The organism is Vitiosangium sp. GDMCC 1.1324 (assembly GCF_003044305.1).
GTDB lineage: Bacteria > Myxococcota > Myxococcia > Myxococcales > Myxococcaceae > Archangium.
This window is the reverse complement of record NZ_PZOX01000026.1, coordinates 155,010-172,449: the sequence shown is the minus strand read 5'-3', so window position 1 is coordinate 172,449 and position 17,440 is coordinate 155,010. Positions and strand designations below refer to the sequence as shown.

18 protein-coding genes are annotated in these 17,440 nt (G+C 67.6%); 12 read left to right on the top strand and 6 right to left on the bottom strand.

Going from position 1 to position 17,440, the window contains the following annotated elements; all coding sequences use genetic code 11:
- Window positions 1-11: 11 nt before the first annotated feature.
- Window positions 12-1,694, bottom strand: coding sequence for a hypothetical protein (locus tag DAT35_RS48465; protein ID WP_108076164.1), 1,683 nt, complete (start codon window positions 1,692-1,694; stop codon window positions 12-14).
- 358 nt (window positions 1,695-2,052) lie between these two features.
- Here DAT35_RS48465 and DAT35_RS48460 point away from each other — a divergent pair, with 358 nt between their 5' ends.
- From DAT35_RS48460 to DAT35_RS48450, 3 genes are all read left to right on the top strand, one after another.
- Window positions 2,053-2,943, top strand: a complete 891-nt coding sequence (locus DAT35_RS48460; protein WP_233262148.1) for an HAD family hydrolase — start codon at window positions 2,053-2,055, stop codon at window positions 2,941-2,943.
- A 151-nt stretch (window positions 2,944-3,094) separates the two neighbouring features.
- Window positions 3,095-3,868 carry an N-acetylmuramoyl-L-alanine amidase gene (locus tag DAT35_RS48455; protein WP_108076195.1) on the top strand — a complete coding sequence of 258 codons (774 nt, stop codon included), beginning with the start codon at window positions 3,095-3,097 and terminating at the stop codon, window positions 3,866-3,868.
- 81 nt (window positions 3,869-3,949) lie between these two features.
- Window positions 3,950-4,414, top strand: coding sequence for an ester cyclase (locus tag DAT35_RS48450; RefSeq protein WP_108076162.1), 465 nt, complete (start codon window positions 3,950-3,952; stop codon window positions 4,412-4,414).
- Between the two features lie 15 nt (window positions 4,415-4,429).
- On the opposite strand, the gene DAT35_RS48445 is transcribed toward DAT35_RS48450, so the two are convergent.
- The gene (locus DAT35_RS48445; RefSeq protein WP_108076161.1) at window positions 4,430-5,332 is read right to left on the bottom strand and encodes a LysR family transcriptional regulator; all 903 of its coding nucleotides are present in this window, start codon (window positions 5,330-5,332) and stop codon (window positions 4,430-4,432) included.
- An 81-nt stretch (window positions 5,333-5,413) separates the two neighbouring features.
- Here DAT35_RS48445 and DAT35_RS48440 point away from each other — a divergent pair, with 81 nt between their 5' ends.
- The 8 genes from DAT35_RS48440 to DAT35_RS48400 all read left to right on the top strand — a co-directional run bounded on the left by DAT35_RS48440 (window position 5,414) and on the right by DAT35_RS48400 (window position 13,190).
- Window positions 5,414-6,049: a glutathione S-transferase family protein gene (locus DAT35_RS48440; protein ID WP_199243225.1), complete on the top strand. Its 636-nt coding sequence runs from the start codon at window positions 5,414-5,416 to the stop codon at window positions 6,047-6,049.
- Between the two features lie 129 nt (window positions 6,050-6,178).
- Window positions 6,179-7,141: a pyridoxamine 5'-phosphate oxidase family protein gene (locus DAT35_RS48435; protein ID WP_108076159.1), complete on the top strand. Its 963-nt coding sequence runs from the start codon at window positions 6,179-6,181 to the stop codon at window positions 7,139-7,141.
- 63 nt (window positions 7,142-7,204) lie between these two features.
- A complete protein-coding gene (locus tag DAT35_RS48430; RefSeq protein WP_158502187.1) occupies window positions 7,205-8,059 on the top strand; it encodes a hypothetical protein in 855 nt (284 codons plus the stop codon).
- 87 nt (window positions 8,060-8,146) lie between these two features.
- Window positions 8,147-9,112 carry a type VI immunity family protein gene (locus DAT35_RS48425; RefSeq protein WP_233262147.1) on the top strand — a complete coding sequence of 322 codons (966 nt, stop codon included), beginning with the start codon at window positions 8,147-8,149 and terminating at the stop codon, window positions 9,110-9,112.
- Between the two features lie 358 nt (window positions 9,113-9,470).
- A complete protein-coding gene (locus DAT35_RS48415) occupies window positions 9,471-10,082 on the top strand; it encodes an NADPH-dependent FMN reductase (protein ID WP_108076156.1) in 612 nt (203 codons plus the stop codon).
- 121 nt (window positions 10,083-10,203) lie between these two features.
- Window positions 10,204-11,574: a styrene monooxygenase/indole monooxygenase family protein gene (locus DAT35_RS48410; protein ID WP_108076155.1), complete on the top strand. Its 1,371-nt coding sequence runs from the start codon at window positions 10,204-10,206 to the stop codon at window positions 11,572-11,574.
- Between the two features lie 147 nt (window positions 11,575-11,721).
- A complete protein-coding gene (locus DAT35_RS48405) occupies window positions 11,722-12,669 on the top strand; it encodes a hypothetical protein (RefSeq protein ID WP_108076154.1) in 948 nt (315 codons plus the stop codon).
- A gap of 14 nt (window positions 12,670-12,683) precedes the next feature.
- On the top strand, window positions 12,684-13,190 hold the full coding sequence (locus tag DAT35_RS48400; RefSeq protein ID WP_369946363.1) for a type III secretion system chaperone: 507 nt from the start codon (window positions 12,684-12,686) through the stop codon (window positions 13,188-13,190).
- Window positions 13,191-13,220: 30 nt separating this feature from the next.
- Here DAT35_RS48400 and DAT35_RS48395 read toward each other — a convergent pair whose 3' ends face one another.
- The 3 genes from DAT35_RS48395 to DAT35_RS48385 all read right to left on the bottom strand — a co-directional run bounded on the left by DAT35_RS48395 (window position 13,221) and on the right by DAT35_RS48385 (window position 14,736).
- Window positions 13,221-13,736 carry a MarR family winged helix-turn-helix transcriptional regulator gene (locus DAT35_RS48395; RefSeq protein ID WP_108076153.1) on the bottom strand — a complete coding sequence of 172 codons (516 nt, stop codon included), beginning with the start codon at window positions 13,734-13,736 and terminating at the stop codon, window positions 13,221-13,223.
- A 75-nt stretch (window positions 13,737-13,811) separates the two neighbouring features.
- Complete coding sequence (locus tag DAT35_RS48390) at window positions 13,812-14,255, bottom strand: hypothetical protein (RefSeq protein WP_108076152.1); 444 nt, start codon at window positions 14,253-14,255, stop codon at window positions 13,812-13,814.
- 31 nt (window positions 14,256-14,286) lie between these two features.
- Complete coding sequence (locus DAT35_RS48385) at window positions 14,287-14,736, bottom strand: hypothetical protein (RefSeq protein ID WP_108076151.1); 450 nt, start codon at window positions 14,734-14,736, stop codon at window positions 14,287-14,289.
- Between the two features lie 184 nt (window positions 14,737-14,920).
- On the opposite strand from DAT35_RS48385, the gene DAT35_RS48380 reads away from it, so the two are divergent.
- On the top strand, window positions 14,921-16,549 hold the full coding sequence (locus DAT35_RS48380) for a sigma-54-dependent Fis family transcriptional regulator (RefSeq protein ID WP_108076150.1): 1,629 nt from the start codon (window positions 14,921-14,923) through the stop codon (window positions 16,547-16,549).
- An 8-nt stretch (window positions 16,550-16,557) separates the two neighbouring features.
- Here the strand turns inward: DAT35_RS48380 and DAT35_RS48375 are convergent, their stop codons facing one another.
- Window positions 16,558-17,181: a hypothetical protein gene (locus DAT35_RS48375; RefSeq protein ID WP_108076149.1), complete on the bottom strand. Its 624-nt coding sequence runs from the start codon at window positions 17,179-17,181 to the stop codon at window positions 16,558-16,560.
- Window positions 17,182-17,440: the final 259 nt, after the last annotated feature.

Genomic DNA, 17,440 nt, shown 5'->3' with positions numbered 1-17,440 from the left:
CGCCGCCCCTTTCAGAAGGTGAGCATCCGGAAGAACTCGCCTGCCAGGCGCCTGCCATGCCGCGCCAGATTCGACGCCGTTCCGGAGAGAATCTCGTATCGGGTGCCCGTTGCCGGGTCAACCACGTCGACGCCCTTGCTCAGGCTGAAGTCGTAAAGGTGCTCGAACTGCTCTTTTATCCTGACTTGCACATAGCGCCCCCGGGCTTCGCGCTCCAGCAGCCGCGCCAGCCAGTATTTGCCGTTCTTCTGGGCCTCTTCGATGGCGATCTGCTCTTGACGGCTGAGCCTGTGGGGCCCCCACTCGTTCGCGGCCTTGGTGACGGCCGCTTGGAGCATGTCCCCTACCTTGTCCTCGACAGGAATATCCGCAGCCGACTTGCCGCGTGGCACGTGCCAGCGCTGGCCGTCGCTGAGTTCCACCTGCCGGTTGCCGCCCCGGTGACGGATGACGGTTTCCGCGGAGCGGCCCCCTGGGGCCATTTCCCCACCACCCACCCGCCCCTTCTTGAGCATCACCACGGCCATGGGGCCCTGCGGTGAGGTAGCCACCGTCTCCGCCGCCGCCACCGCCTTGGCCAGGGCCCCCTCCGTCGCGAGCGCCGCCTCTGTGGCTTCCAGGTGCCCCATGACGGCGGCGCCACCCTGGGCCTCGAACTGCGCTCCCGCGAGGTTGAATCGCGGAAGCGACTTCACCCGCGCCACCACCTGCCCCAGCGTGTGCCCGGCGAGTGTGGACACCGCCAGAATCATGGCCCGAGCCGCGTCCTCGCCCAGCACCTTGCTGAACTCCGCGCCCGCCGCGCGCAGCTCCTCGAAGGTGGTGGCGTGGTACGCCGTGTCGGCCATACGGGCCCACCCGTCCATCAGCTCGTACACCGTTTTGAGGCCCAGGTAGCCCATCAGGATGAGGGTCATGCCGGCGGCCAGGGCCTTGCTTGTCGGCTCGGGCACCACCCACATCATGCAGTAGAGGGCGACCGTCCAGACGACCATGGAGACGAGCGCCCGCACGTCCAGCAGCTCGCGCCCCAGCGCCGCACGCGTCTCGTCGAGCACGTTGCCGAAGGCCAGCGCCAGGGCCAGCGTGCGTCGGTCGTCCGTGCGCAGGTACGGGTCATCGTCCAACAGGCCCAGGCAGTCGCCGCCGCCCCGGGGCTCACACCACTTGAGGTACTTCTCCTTGAGGGTTTGTTCGGCCTGGGGGGTGAGAACAACCAAGCCCTCCTGGCGCTCGGGTATCCAGGTGTAGCTCTGGCCCGCGTACGCCTCCAGCTTCCAGTAGCCCGTCGCGGCCACCTTGGAGTCGTCGGGTGGCGTCCCCAAGAGACTCAGCAACTCATGGGCGGCCTGCCGTGGCGTCTTCGCCCCCAGCCGCACGTCTCGGGAGAGGCGCAGGACGGCCTGTTGGAACTCGGCCCTGGGAATGGGCACCGGCCGGGTTGCGATGGCGCCGGGCTCCATGAAGTCCACGACGTATACCGTGGCGGACTCAAGGCCGGGCTCCGTCGTGGCGGCCACACGCTCTTTCGGTGCTGACGGGGGCGTGAGCGAGTTGTAGCGATAGCCCACGAAGTTGCCTCGTGGGGTGCCCGTGGCACACGCGAACTGGAAGAGGACGATGAGGGCCCAGGTGCCGATGCAGGGGCCTGGCCGCGTTCCCGTAGGGCAGACACCGCGAAGACGGGGGGACATGGAGCACCTCCGGAAGCGACGCGGTCAGAAATCCGTCGCTCCGGAATTACACGAAAATGCAGGCTTGCTCGTCAAGCCAGGGGGATGAGGTGTGGAGGACGCAAAGGGTTTGCAATGACGATGTAGCCCCCCCGTGCGGGGCGGCGCTATGGGCACGTCATGTTGTCAAGAGTTACGGTGCGTTGCTGAACTGCGTCCCACAGGATGAGGGTGCAGGTGCTCCGGGCCTCAAATGAAGGAACGGGCCGCTCTTCCGTGAAGAGGAGCGGCCAGGGGGCGTACCTCTCCAGGGGCATTGCGTGTTCTCCACGTGGGTGTAGATCGTCCAGGCACCCTGTCGGTTTCTGGAGCGAACCTCGTGATTCGACTGGTCGTCACGGATATGGACGGAACGCTGTACTCGTGGGTCGACTACATCGTTCCGGCGGTGGAGGCGCTGGTTGGAACTGTGGAGCGCTCGACGGGATGGCCGCGTATCAAGATCGTGCAGGCACTCAAGAGCGTCTACTCGAAGTACGAGTCGAACGAGTATCCGTTCGTTCTGCAGGAGTCGGAGATCTTCAAGGCGTTCCCGGAGTTTGGCTCGTTCGACAAGCTAATCATCGAGCCCGCGCGTACAGCCTTCAACGACGCGCGCAAGAAGTACCTTCAGCCCTTCCCGAGAGTCATCGAGACGCTCGAGGAGTTGAAGAAGCGGGGCATCCCCGTGGTGGCGCTGACGGATGCGCCTCGAAATCCCGTGGTAACCCGGGCGAAGATGCTCAAGCTCGATCTGCTGCTGGATGCCATCTACTGCCTGCCGGGCTTCGACTTTCCAAAGGACGATGAAGGGGAGAAGAAAATCTCTCGGTACATCGAGCAGAAGGATCAAAAGGGCGAATACCGGACAGCATGCAGGCTCGAGGAACTGCCTCGGGACCACGAGAAGCCGAATCCGCTCGGGTTGCGGCGCATCTGCGAGGAGATGCGTGTCTCTCCAGAGGAGACGCTCGTCGTTGGTGACGCGCTCAAGAAGGACGTGGCGGTGGCGAGGGAGGTGGGCGCGGTGGACTGCTGGGCCGAGTACGGTACCTATATTTCATTGGAGTACCGGGAGCGGCTCGCAATCATCTCGGCTCCCGCCATCACCAAGCGCCATGCGGCCAGCATCCTGGACGGGGACGCTGGCAAGAGTGCGCAACCGACGCACCGTCTCTCCAACTTCGCGCAGATACTGGACATCATCGACGGTGCGCCTACTCGAAGGTGAGGCGCGGGGCATTCCGTTGAGCAGCGAGGGATGCGTCGGGACGCACGTGCGGTAGGTGGTGGCGGCGAAGATGGCCTCCCGGTGTTTCCTACTGGAGCTTCTTCTCCGTCTGGAGGCGCGGCAGGTCGGCGCGGGCGCGATAATCCGTCTCATGCCCACGTCGAATGCCACCGCCTCAGGCTCCTCCGGTGCTTTCGGGTCCTCGGACCTGCCCGACGTTCCCCTGTCCGAGGGCAGCACAGGCCTCGCGGTCCAGCGGCTCCAGTCCGTGCTCATCCGGCTCAAGTATCTGGGCGGCCGGGCGGATGGGGACTTCGGACCGAAGACGAAGGACGCCCTCTCTCGCTTCCAGCGTGACTGGCGGCTCACTCCGGACGGCGCCTACGGACCCGAGACTCGCACCGCGCTCCAGAAGGCGCTGACGCCCGTGTTCAAGCCGCCCGTGGTCTCCAGGGCCTCGCCCAACTTCGAGTCGCGCCAGGGGGTGGACATCGACGTCATCGTCCTGCACCACACGGGCACCAACCGCGTCGCCGTGGACCTGGCCACGCTGCGGCTCTCGCACGGCTCCGGACGCGTGAGCGCGCACTACCTCATCGCGCCCACCGGCACCGTCTACCAGCTCGTACCAGACAACAGGGCGGCCTGGCACGCCGGTGTGTCCTCGCTGCGCGGCGTGACGGAGCCCAGCGTCAACCTGCGCTCCATCGGCATCGAAATCACCAACGACGGCAGCGGTCAGACGCCCTTCACCGAGGCGCAGTACCGCGCGCTGGAGCAGCTCGTGCCCTACCTGGCCCGGACGTACAAGGTGCCCAAGGAGAACATCCTCGGCCATCGCGATGTGGCCCCGGGCCGCAAGACGGACCCGGCCGACAACTTCGACTGGCCGCGCGTGCGCCGCGCCGTCGATGTCGTCCTCTGAGTGCTCGCGCCTCCGTCCCGTCGTTCCTATCTTGGGAGGGTGGGGGGAGCCGGGAGGGGGCCCGCCCCGAGGAGGAATGCCATGGCCAACCTCAAACAAGCAGCCCGGCGGCTCGTCGAGGAGGTCTACGGCCAGGGCCGGGTGGAGGTGCTCGACGAGCTGTGCCACCCCGGCTACGTGGGGCATGATCCCCTGGTGGGTGATGCGGACCTCTCGGGCGTGAAGGCATACGTGCGGTTGCTGCGCGCCTGCTTCCCCAACCTGGAGGCACGCATCCTCGGCCTGTATGTGGATGGAGACACGACCATCACCTGGTGGCGCATGGAGGGGAATCTCGCGCGGCGCCTGCTCGACGTGGAGCCGCGGGGGCAGCGCGTCCGCATGGAAGGCATCACCCTCTCCCAGTTCGAGGACGGAAAGCTCGTCGAGGACATGAGCGAATGGGACACGTTCGGCTACCTGCAACAGCTCGGGCTGGTGCAGCCGTTGGGTTCCTTGGGCAGGCCCTCCGAGGCGGGTGATATTCCCGAGACCTCCCAGGCCTGACGGGAGCGCCGTCTGTCAGGGGTTCAGCGACTTCTCGGCTCGGAGCCGGTCGACCGCGAAGTCGACGAAGGCTCGCACCCGCGCATTGGCTCGCCGCCCCTCGGGGTACACGACGTGAATCGGAAGGGGTGGAGGTTCGAAGTCCTCGAGCACGATTCGCAACTGCCCCGCGAGCAGCTCCGGGGCGATTTGATAGGAGAGCACCCGGGTCAGCCCCCGCCCGGCCACCGCCGCGGCGATGGCGACCTCGGCGGTGTTGACGATCAACCGCGTGGGCGGGCTGACCGTCTGGTTCCTCGCTCCTGACGCGAACGACCAGGCTTGCTGGGCGGCCGTGGACGAGAACATGAACGCATCAAAGCGTGACAGCTCGGCCGGGGTCCGCGGGATGCCGTGCTTGGCCAGATACCGAGGGGACGCGCAGACGACCCGCCGCACCGAACCCACCCGGACCGCGCTCAACGACGAGTCCGCCAGGTGGGCGATCCGGATGGCGACGTCGAGCCCCTCGTCCACCAGGTCGACGACGCGATCCACGAGCAGTGTCCGCGCGATGACGTGCGGATGCCGGGCCAGGAAGTCGAGCAGGATGGGCGCGACGAACATCCGCCCGAACATCATGGAGGCCGTCACCCCGAGTTGCCCGCGAGGCTCGGTATGGGAGCCCGCTGCCGATGCCTCGGCCTCCTCGAGCTCCCCGAGGATTCGCTTGCAGTCGGCGAGGAACCGGGTGCCCGCCTCCGTCAGGCGCACGATGCGCGTCGTGCGATGAAGGAGCCGCGTGCCGATGCGCTCCTCGAGCGCCGCGACAGCCCGGGTCACCGCCGGCGGAGACATCGCCAGACGCCGGGCCGCGGACGCGAAGCCCGCTTCTTCCGCTACCGCGACGAACACACGCAGGGTCTCGAGGCGATCCACACGATTATTCCGCGGCGTGGAACGGTGCATTGTCAAGAACACTCATTCCGCATCCGGGCCGCAACGAGCATCTTGCCGTTCATGACCCAGCCCACCCGTCCCATCCGTCTCTATCGCCACCCCCTGTCCGGCCATTCGCACAGGGTCGAGCTGTTCCTGTCCCTGCTGAAGCTCCCGTTCGAGCTCATCGACGTCGACCTCACCCAGGGGGAGCAGAAGTCCCCCGGATTCCTGGCCAGGAACCCGTTCGGCCAGGTGCCGGTGATCGAGGACGGAGAGGTGACGCTGGCCGACAGCAACGCCATCCTCGTCTATCTCGCGACGCGGTATGACCCGTCGGGGCGTTGGCTTCCGCGTGAGCCGGTCGCGGCGGCGCGAGTGCAGCAGTGGCTCTCGGTCGCGGCCGGGCTGCTCGCGTCGGGTCCCGCGACGGCGCGCCTGGTCGCCGTGTTCGGCAGGAAGCTCGACGCCGAGCGCGCGAAGGAGATCGCCTCCCAGCTCTACGCGGTGCTCGACCCGCATCTGTCCACCCGGAGCTTCCTCGTCGGGGACGAGCCGACGCTCGCCGATGTGGCGCTCTACACGTATACCGCCCACGCCCCCGAGGGAGGCGTGTCGCTCGAGCCCTACGGCAATGTCCGGGCGTGGCTCGCTCGCATCGAGGCGTTGCCCGGCTTCGTGCCGATGCGGCGGACGCCGACCCGGTTCGCGGCCTGAGTCATCGCGGGAGGTCCTGTCATGCCACCGAATGGTCCATCGAATGTCCCCGGTTCACCGCTGTCGGGGTGGCCGCTCGAACGGTCGCCGTTCCACGCCGGTGAGCAGGCCGTGCAGGAGCGGGTCGGGATGCGCGGTCGTCTCGAGCAGACGGGGCGGAAGATCATCCGCTCATTCATGCCGGACCAGCACCGTGAGCTGTTCTGCAAGCTGCCCTTCCTGCTCGTCGGCAGTCTGGATGGCGAGCGACGCCCCTGGGCCTCCATCCTCGTGGGAGCACCGGGCTTCGTGAGCTCGCCGGACCCCCGGACGCTCGTGATCTCCGCGCGCCCTGGCTTCGGAGATGCCCTGGGCCAGAACCTCACGGTGGGCGCGCCCCTGGGTCTTCTGGGCATCCAGCTCGAGACACGCCGCCGCAACCGGATGAACGGAACGGTGGTGGAGCTCGACGAGGACCGGTTCGCCGTCCAGGTTGGTCAGAGCTTCGGCAACTGCCCGCAGTACATCCAGGCACGGGATCCTGTCTTCGTGGCCGAGCCCTCTCGTGTCATCGAGCCGCGGCCGGTGCGGAAGGAAGGCCCGTTGCTGTCGGGTGCCAGCGCGGGGCTCATCGAGCGCGCGGATACGTTCTTCATCGCGTCGGCGTCCCCGGCCGCACGCGGGGGAGAGCCGGTCGATGGCGTCGACGTCTCGCATCGCGGAGGCAAACCCGGCTTCGTGCGTGTGACGGAGGAGGCCGGCCGCACCGTCCTGACGGCTCCAGATTTCAGTGGCAACCTTCAGTTCAACACGCTGGGCAATCTGGTCCTCCACCCGCGAGCCGGTCTGCTGTTCGTCGACTTCACTTCGGGTGGGCTCCTGTCGCTGACAGGGGAGACGGAGATTGTCTGGGATGGGCCCGAGGTCGAGGCCTTCACGGGAGCGGAGCGGCTCCTGCGCTTCCGTGTGACGGAAGGCACGTGGATTGAGAACGGCGTGCCGCTCCGCTGGTCCGCGCCACGGCCCGCGCCACAGCTCAGCAACACCGGCTCGTGGGAGGAGGCCGGGCGGCATCAGGGCTCGGCGGGGGCCGTCTTCCCCGTGCCGCCTTGACGGGCGAGGTCGCGATTGCGTGTAGTCCCTGGCACCCGCCTTGTGACATGACGCGGGGTGCTCATGCCCGTTCATCCATCGACCGTGCTCGCGACCTTGGCAGCCGCGCTGCTCAGCCTCTCCTGCGCCACATCCCTGAGCACAGCGCGCGTACAGCCCGAGCCCTCCTGGGGCGGGCAACTCACTGGCGGACGCTCTCAGTTCAACCAGTCGTGTGGCCCCGCCTGTGCCGCCCCGGTCAATGCGAGCACCGGAGAGCTTCTCGCGCCGACGGCGACCCAGTCCGGCCAGATTCTTGAGAAGGTCATCCAGGTTGGCGCGACCGTCCAGGGACTCAACACCTTCGCGCGTGCCTTGACTGGCGACGAGTTGGACCTCGTCGAGGCGAGTCTCAAGGAGTGCGTGGCGCAGGCCCATGCGGACGTCAACGAGTCCTACCAGCGGATGGATGGAGCCTCCCGGTTCGAGAACGGCAAGTTCCCGAACGACAAGGAGTGCAAGAAGATCGTCAGATTCACTGAGGGCGACGACACCCCCATTACCCTCGCCCAGGAACTGGGGCGGCTCAAGCACGCTGCGGCCTTTGCATGTATCAAGCTTCGTCTTCCCTCGGACCTCCGAGAGAACTTCACCGTCGAGCCTCGCTACAAGCCGGACCCCGATGTAGAGGGGGCCGTGCTCACAAACGGGGGCATCGACACGCTCCGTCCCGATTTCGTGGTGCACGGGACGAGGAATGCCACCGACGTGCAGTGTGTCTACGAGTTCAAATTTCCCTGCCTCGCCGACCACAAGCTGAGCCCTCTGTTGGCTCCCGGTGTTGATGCTCAGCTCAAGGGCTACCAGAAGCTCACGAGGCGCTGTCCGGTGGTTGTCGTCTCCCCGAAGGGGCTCGACCCCCTTGAATGGGCTCCGTGAAGAATGAACGCTCTCTATCCACGCGTTCGGTACCGAGGCATTTCTCCCTTTCGCCGGAGGTTCCATGACGGAGAGCCGCCGCGCCTGGTGAGAGAGCTGCTCGTGCGAGACGTTGTGCGCCTGGTCTTCTACATGCCGCATGATCACCCGGAGATTGCCTCGGGGGTGAGCCATGCGGTCGAGAGCTACATGCGTGCGGTCGGGCAGGGCCCCAGAACAATCAATCATGCCTACCTCAATGACGACGAAGGCGACGCATTGACCGAGGAACGCTGGATCTATATTCGCAAACTCCTCCGGCCAGAGCGGTCGTTCCGCTTCATCGAAGAGCTGAGCGAGGACACTGCCCGTCGAATGGAAAAGAGGGGCTACGCGACTCAACTGCTCTTCGATAGAGGCTTTCTCAGTCGTAACGGCTACGAACTCTGTTACCGAGCCCGCATTCCCTGGCGCACTCCCTTCCCGGAGTCAGTGAGCCTGCTCACCGCGACACTCCCCACCGAGTACCTGGAGGTGAACGGGCCGACGCGGGTGCGCGAGTTGGCTCTGGATATGGCTTCCCGGCTGCGATTCGCCACCGGCCATGCAGGCCTTGCTCTACGCTTCTACCGGTATCTGCGCACTGCGGACGAGGCCTTCCATGCAGAACTCGCTCGTTACCCAGGGATCGATCTGCGCACAGCATGGCTCCCCCCGACGCGGCTGGGCGCGCGAGTCGATGGTGTGCACTGGCTCAACTTCCTCGCGCAGCCCGTGCTGGGTCAGCTCGGAGGAGCTACTGCCCTTCGTTCTCGCCTCCATGCTCCCGAGACCACCGTGCACGAGCTTGATGAGGAGCGCGTTGTGGTCTCCCTCGGCGAGAAGCCAGAAGCGGGAGACCTGTCCGCCGGGCAGACGCTCCCGGCATATCGCGAGCTCGCACGGGCTCTGGAGCCCTGGCTCGAGCCTCTGAGGTTGTCCCAGAGAACCTTGTTCGATGAGCCACCCCGCTACTCCGATATGCGCTTTACCGAGGACGAGGCGAAGCGCTGGTGGAGACGCTTCCTCGACTGAGACGGTGACGCATCGAGAGGGGTCCGCTTGCGCCGGTCTGGGTTGTGCGGCGAGGCTCGGGCACCATGGACACGCCATGGACAGGCGCGGGCCTCCCACTCGAGGAGCTCGCACTCGACTTGAATCGAATCGTCACGTTCCTGGCCCGCCGGGACATCGAGTCATTGACGAAAGATGCCCTGCGCTCGCGTGCCGGTATCGAGCGGGTGGACCTGCTCCTTCTGAGATTCTTCAGGCCTACCACCGGCTGCTTCCGGCGCTCGGCGCCTGGGTGCGCAAGCCCGGCCAGGCAGGTTGAGTCCGCGACGAGGTGGATTTTCGCCAGCGGTGACCAGGGGCGCGGGCTTAGAAGTAGCTCATGACGAACCCAAGAGCAGGGGAACCCACCCGGCGTCCGCTGATCGTCGGCATCGCGGGCAGCACCCGTCCGGGCTCTTCGACGGAGCGAGCGATGCGCGTCTCGCTGCTGGCGGCCGAGGCCGCAGGTGCCGAGACGCTTCTGTTCGACGGCCCCTTCCTCACCCGGCTGCCCATCTACGCCCCCGAGAATCCTGCGCGCAATGACGAGCAGCGCGCGCTCGTCGACGCGGTCCGGCGCTGTGACGGCATCCTCGTGGGCAGTCCGGGCTACCACGGCAGTGTCTCGGGGCTCATCAAGAACGCGTTGGATCAGCTCGAGGACCTGAATCGTGACGAGCGGCCCTACCTCGATGGCCGGGCCTTCGGCTGCATCGTGACGGCGTACGGTTGGCAGGCCTGTGGAACCACCCTCGTGGCGCTGCGCTCCATCGCCCATGCGTTGCGTGCATGGCCGACCCCGCTCGGGGTGATGTTGAACACGACGACCCCTCTCTTCGACGACCAGGGCGCCTGCGTCGATGCCAAGGGCGCCGCGCAGCTCGAGATGGTCGCTCGACAGGTCGTCGAGTTCGCGACCCTCCGGGCCACGCACGCGGGCCGGCTCGTGTGAGCGCTCTGGCCATCCCCTGCCGGACAGGGCCTTCCTGGCCTGACTGGCCAGGGTGGGAGTGACATCACACCCGGTACCTGATGGACTCTCTCCCCGTCGTAAATCCCAACGGGGGGAAGACATGCGGAACATCGGCATCATCGGCTCGGGAATCATTGGACTCCTGGCTGCACACGGTCTGCGCAAGGCGGGCCATCAGGTGACGCTCTATTCGGACCGGACGCCCGAGCAGTGGCTCCAGGGCCGGCCCACCGGCACGGCGGCGCGCTTCGATCTGTCGCTGCAACTCGAGCGGGAGCTCGGCCTCAACCACTGGGATGACCAGGTGCACTGGGTGGAAGGCGCGCACCTCCTCGTCTGCCCGGCGCCGCTCAACCGCCTGCTCACGCTGACGGGGCGCTTGAGCCGCGCCGGCCAGGCCATCGACGTGCGGCTGCAGAGCCACCGGTGGATGATGGACCTGGCGGAGCGCGGCGGCCGCATCCACATCGAGTCCGTCACGGTGTCTCGGCTGGAGGAGATCGCCGCCGCGCACGACCTCACCCTGGTGGCGGCCGGCCGCGCGGAGCTGTGCCAGCTCTTCGAGCGCGACGCGGCCCGGAGCGTGTACGACGCGCCCCAGCGCCAGCTCGCGATGATGTGCGTGAAGGGCCCGAAGATGCGCTTCGACGGCCTGCCCCTCGTCCCGGTGAAGTTCAACGCCTTCCCGGAGGCGGGCGAGGTCTTCTACATCCCCTATTTGCACAAGGACGTGGGCCCGAGCTGGAACGTGCTCTTCGAGGCGAAGCCGGGCGGGCCGCTGGACCGGTTCCGCGAGGCCCGGAGCGGCGAGCAGGTGGTGGAGATCGCCAAGGGGCTGTTCCGCGAGCTCCTCCCCTGGGACGCCGACTGGTTCCAGTCCGCGGAGCTGTCGGACCCGAACGGGTGGCTGGTGGGCGCGGTGACGCCCACGGTGCGCCGGCCGGTGGGGCGGCTGCCCTCGGGGCGCGAGGTGATGGCGCTGGGCGACACGGTGATGTCGGTGGACCCCATCGCGGGGCAGGGGGCCAACAACGGCAGCAAGCAGGTGCGCAACCTGCTCGAGTGCGTGGCCGAGCGGGGGGACCGGCCCTTCGACGCGGCGTGGATGAGCGCCACCTTCGAGCGCTTCTACGAGCGGCACGGGCAACCGACGTACGCCTTCACCAACTTCCTGCTGGAGCCCATCACCCCGGCCGCACGCGAGCTGCTGATGGCCCAGTACGGCAGTGACGGCCGCAGGGGCAACCAGAGCGCCGTGCAGCGGCTGGCCGACGCCTTCACCGAGAACTTCAACGACCCGGCCCTCATCACCCCCGTGGTGCAGGACCAGGGCCGCACGCGCGATTTCATCTCGCGGACCACGGGCGGCGCGTGGTTCGCGGCGTTCGCCCGGGGCGGGCTGGGCGTGGCCCGGGGGCAGTTGCTCCAGAAGCTCGGTTTGGATCCAAAGCACCCGCCCCAGCGCGTCTGACACGGAGCGTCAGGGACTCCGGCGCTGTACCAGGCGTGCATGGCTCTCCTCGGCGAGAGAATGTGAGAATGGGGACGCAACTCCCACACCCCTCCTCGCGACAATCCCGTAACGGATTTTCAAAAAATCATCGCCGGAGTCCCCCCCATGAGCACCATCGACCGCAGCCGCAACCTCCTCCAGACCGTGCGTACGGGCACGCAGAATGCCGTCGAGAAGACGGCGCAGACCGTGAGCCCCATCGCCAACACCGTCTCCGGGAGCGCCTCCAAGGCGGGCCAGTTCGTCGACGGTTTCGAGTCCAAGGGCACCAGCAAGGCCAAGGGCCTGCTGGGTGGCATCTTCGGGGGCTCCAAGCCGGACAAGGTGTTCGACGGGCAGCTGGTGGGCGCCGGCGGCAAGACGTTCCCGCCCGGTACTCCCCTGAGCCAGATTCCGGGCGTCACCCCGCGCAACAACCCCAACCCCACCCAGACCTTCGTCTACGTCAACGGCATCTCCAACACGAAGGACGACCAGTTCAACAGCATGCAGCAGATCGCCGACCGGACCGGCGCCAAGGTCGTCGGCGTGCACAACGCCACCGAGGGGATGATTGCCGACCTCGCCCAGTGCGTGAAGGACAAGCTGGACAAGGGCAGCAACCCGGCGGTGGACACGCTGGCGGACACCGTCTACTCGGAGCTGAAGGCGGGCCGCTCGGTGCACCTGTTCGCCCACAGCCAGGGCGCGCTCGTCACCAGCCGCGCGCTCAATGACGTGGCCAACCGGCTGCGCATCGAAGACGGGATGTCCAAGGCCGACGTCGAGAAGGCGCTGGGCAAGGTGGACGTGGAGACCTTCGGTGGCGCCGCCGCGCACTTCCCGGACGGCCCCAAGTACGTGCACTACGTCAACAACAAGGACATCGTCCCCACGTGGTTCGGCCAGGGCAACGGCAAGGGCGTGGACGAGTGGGCGCGCAACGGCGGCAAGGGCGCGGTGGTGCACCGCTTCGACTACGGCTCGGGCATCAACGGCACCCACTCGCTGAACGACGCCTACCTGTCGCACCGCGTGCCCTTCGACCAGGCGCGCGCCGGCAAGTTCGAGTGACGGAGAGGCGCACCATGCTCCAGTGGCTGATGTCCGCGGTGGGGTTCGCGCCGCCTCCGCCTCCCAGTGGGGGCGCCCTCACGCGCGAGTCGGCGCAGGAGCTGTTGCGCTGGTACTCGCGCTCGCAGGGAGCGGTGCTGAGCCCGGGCCTCAACGCGCAGGGCTTTGGTGGCATCGCCCTGGGCGGGGCGCAGGTGTACTTCGAGTACCACGAGGACTCGAAGTCGCTCGAGTGCAGCGCGCTCGTCTACCGCTTCCACGAGCCGCCCAAGCCGGGCGTGCTCGAGGGCTTCGAGGCCGAGGCCCGCGAGGGCACGGACACGGGCGGTGGCACCGTGGACTACGAGCGGGAGAACCGCGGCCTCTTCCTGAGCCGCGTCTACACCCAGGTGCCGGACGGCGGCGACTTCGCCAAGGACATGAAGCGCCTGGCGAAGGCGAGCCTCGTCTGGGGTGACGAGGTGCTGGACCGCGTGGCCTCGCGCGTCTTCCACCCCGAGGAGCTCGAGAAGAAGAGCTGAGCGGGGCGTGACGGGAGCGGCCTCGTCAGGTCACGCGGAGAGCCGGTTGGCTCCGGGCAGGTCCTGGGGCACCTCCGGGGGAATCGGCTCGGGCCTGCGCGCGAGCGCCTCCACCCAGCGCTCCAGCAGGTCCAACAGCGCGCTCCGGTCCTCGCCCTCCAGGGGCAGCAGCAGGTGGGCCAGACGCTCCTGCACCACGGTGTCGGCCGCGTCCCCCGCCAGGCGGCCCTTCTCGGTGAGCCGCACCAGGACGTGCCGCTTGTCCGAGCGCGTGCCGCGGTGGCGCGCGACGAGCTGCAGCTCCTCGAGCCTGTCCAACATCCGCGTCATGGGTGGCATGGACATGCCCATGCGCTCGGCCAGGGCGTTGACGGTGAGGAGGCCCTCGGCGTGCAGCCACCAGAGCACCTGGAGCTGCCGGGGCTCGAGCTCCGGGTGGGGAATCTCGTCCAGGGGGTTGGCGAAGGCCCCCTGACGCGCCATGTCGACGAAGAGATTCCTCAACCGCGCGACCACCACTCTCACCTCTGACGCCAGCTCAGCCATGGGTTGCCTCCGCTGACTTCCCAAACGCGCGGCTCGTGCGCGTATATCGGGCCGGAGGTTCTTTCCCGGGGGCTTCTACTTTCTCGACTTCTGAGTCCCGGGCGCCGCGCGCTGCAGTGCATCCAGGAAGGGCTCCGGGTCGAGGTAGACGCGGATGAGCTCGCCGGTGCGCGAGAAGAACTTCACCACCTCGGCGGTGAAGTGCATGTACTTGCTGCGCGTGAGCATGCTCACGCTCTTGAGCGCCGAGCGGTTGTGGCTGAACCACTCCGTCCACGCCTCCTGCACGGGCAGGTTGGCCCCGGTGATTTCATCCATCTCGACGAAGAGCTCGACCGGAGCGAAGCGGCAGAGGTCCTCGCGCAGCTCGTCCATGGGCGCGGTGCCGAACTCGCCCTTGTCCGAGCCCACGATGCGCATGTGCACCACCCCCGGGCGGGGGCGCTGGTAGATGAAGCTGCACCGCTCGCTCGACAGCCGGACCGTGCCGTCCTCCAGGGCCTCTCGTTTGAACGACATGCTGTCTCCTTCCCTCCCGCGGGAGGGCCTCCTATTTCCTCGGCTCGAGCAGGGCGGCACCGGGCGCCGCGCGCCGGAGCGCCTCCTTGAAGGGCTCCGGGTCGAGGTAGACGCGGATGAGCTCGCCGGTGCGCGAGAAGAGCTTCGACATCTCGACACTGATGTGCATGTATTTGCTGCGCGTGAGGACGCTCACGCTGTTGAGCGCCGGACGGTGGTGGCTGAACCACTCGGTCCAGGCATCCTGCACGGGCAGGTTGGCTCCGGTGGTCTCATCCATCTCGAAGAACAGCTCGACGGGGGCATAGCGGCGGAGGTCCTCGCGCAGCTCGTCCCGGGGGGCGTTGTCGAACTCGCCCCGGTCATCCCCCGTGAGGCGGATGTACACCACGCCCGGACGCAGCCGCCGGAAGGTGTAGCTGCACCGCTCGCTCGACAGCCGCACCGCGCCGTCCTCCAGCGTCTCTCGTCGGAACGACACCGCGCCTCCTGGTCCCCCGGGGGGCGAGGGCTCTCGCATTCCGCGTGAGCGACCCGGGTTGTTCCTCAACAGAGCAATCTCCGGGCCACTTCCGTGGCCCAACGAGTCCGCGAGGTTGGCGGAGGCGGGCGTGGGCCCGCCGGTCGAAACGAACTACCGTTCGTTCAAAATGAAAGGGTCATCCATGCGAGCCGAGGACCTGCGCATCGACATGCTGCTGGAGGTGGATGCACAGGAGGGCGTCCGCTTCGCGGGCGAGCGGGCGCTCATCCTGGACGCGGTGGCGCTGGGGCTCTTGCGCAAGCAACTGGTGGAGATGCTGGGCCTGGCGGGGGCGAGGGCGGTGCTGACGCGCTTCGCCTTCGCCCACGGCTGGCGCATGGCGGAGGCGCTGCGCAAGGGCTTCCGGTGGAGCAGCGAGGCCGAGTGGCGAGCCGCCGGCGGGCTCATCCACACGCTTCAGGGACTGGTTCGCATCCGGCTGGAGGACAACGACCCTCTTTCGCCCCAGGGCGTCACCCTCGAGGACTCGTACGAGGCGGAGCAGCACCTGCTGCACCTGGGGCGCGCGGAGGCGCCCTCGTGCTGGACGCTGTGCGGCTTCGCCAGCGGCTACATGAGCCGGGCGGCGGGCCGGCCGCTCTACATCCTGGAGGACCGGTGCGTGGCGAGGGGGGACGCGGCGTGCCACTTCGCTGGCCGGACGCTGGAGGAGTGGGGGAGCCAGCTGGAGGAGCACCTGCCGTACTTCCAGGGCGAGGTGCTCGACGCCTCGCTGCACCAGGTGGCGAGCGCGCTCAAGCGCACGGAGCGCAAGCTGCGCGAGCGGACGAGGGCGCTCGAGCAGGCGGTGGGCGAGCCGGAGGGCCCGGGAGGGCTGGTGGCGCGCAGCCCGGGGATGAGGCGCGTGGTGGACCTGGCGAGGCGGGCGGCGAGGAGCGAGGCGACGGTGCTCATCATCGGCGAGAGCGGCACGGGGAAGGAGCGGGTGGCGAGGCTGGTGCACGAGGAGTCCGCGCGGGCGGGGGGACCGCTGGTGGCCATCAGTTGCGCGGCGTTCACGGAGTCGCTGCTGGAGGCGGAGCTGTTCGGCCATGCGCGAGGGGCCTTCACGGGAGCGACACACGAGCGCGTGGGACTGCTGGAGGCGGCGGCGGGCGGGACACTCTTCCTGGATGAGATTGGCGAGATGCCGCCAGGCATGCAGGCGAAGCTGCTGCGCGCGTTGCAGGAGCGCGAGGTGCGGAGGGTGGGGGAGAACCACCATCGGCCCATCGACGTGCGCGTGGTGGCGGCGACGAATCGGCCGCTGGCCGAGGAGGTAGCGGCGGGACGCTTCCGCAAGGACCTCTACTACCGGCTACGGGTAGTGGAGCTGACGGTGCCGCCCTTGCGAGAGCGGCGCGAGGACATTCTCCCGCTGGCGCGCGTCTTCCTGGTGGATGCGGCGCGGCAGCTCGGGCGGACGGCGCCGGGCCTTGGCGCGGACGTGGCGGATCAGCTGCAGCGGCACGACTGGCCGGGCAACGTGCGCGAGCTGCGCAACGCGATGGAGCGCGGGGTTGCGCTCTCGAGGGGCTCACGCATCGAGCTGGAGGACCTGCCCGAGGATGTCCGAGCCGCGTTGCCCACGCCTTCGCTGACGGGAGCGGTGCGGAGGCTGGAGGAACTGGAGCGCGAGTACATTCTCGCGGTGCTCGCGAGGAACGGGGGGAACCGGACGCGCACCGCGCAGGAGCTGGGAATCGGAGCGACCACGCTCTACCGCAAGCTCAAGAGCTACGAGCGAGGGACACGCCGCCGGAAGCGGTGAGCCTGGGCTCAGCCGTTGAACGTGGGGGCCAACGTTGGAAACAGCTGGGACCACCCGCAGTCGAAGATGGGGCCGTGGGGACTCTTGAGGATGGGGGCCCGGATTCGCGCGGACCAGTCCTGGGGTGAGGGCAACCTGGGGTCTTCGAAGAGATAGGCGGCGACGAAGTGCAGCTTTGACCCGGCCTCCTTCCAGTAGTCGGAGTCCCCAGCCTTCCGTTGTGCCTCGATGGAGCCATCCTTCCTCATCTTCACGATGTTGAGCGTGCCCCCCAGCGAGTGCGTGAAGAAGGGATACTCATCCATGTTTGCGGTGGACAGGATGCACTCGTTCAAGACGAGGGTGCGATTCGCGAGCAGCTCGGAGAAGGCTCGCAGGAAGATCGGTGCCAGATTCACCTGCGGCTTGCGAGATGCGAGTTCAAAGACGACATGTCCCTCCGTCCGCCGCGTGAGCGAGTACCAGATCGGCTGGTCCTCCAAGGTCACCTGGTCCCAGCTCGAGATGTCCGCGGAGGGCGTTCCGCTCCATGGCGCGAGGACGAAGCCGTTTCGCCGAAGAACCGGCTCTACCTGAGTCCGCACGGCCCCCAGGTTGCGCTCCTCGCTCTTGTACCAGGCATGGATCTGCATGACGTCCGTTGGCTCAACGCAGAGCCAGGTGCAACGAGTTCATTTCGAACTGATGGACCGTCTATATCCCGCCCGGCTTCATGAGCAGAAGCGGCGTATCCAGCGGCGCATGTCCTCCGGGTCCTGCTTGAGGAAGAAGAACCAGTTGGAGCGCTCCTCATGGAGGAAGCCCCCTTTGGATGCGACGTACCAGCTCAAGGCCTGGGGAGGGATGGCACGGAGAAACGTCTGTAGGGCCCTCCACACTGCAGGGGCGACT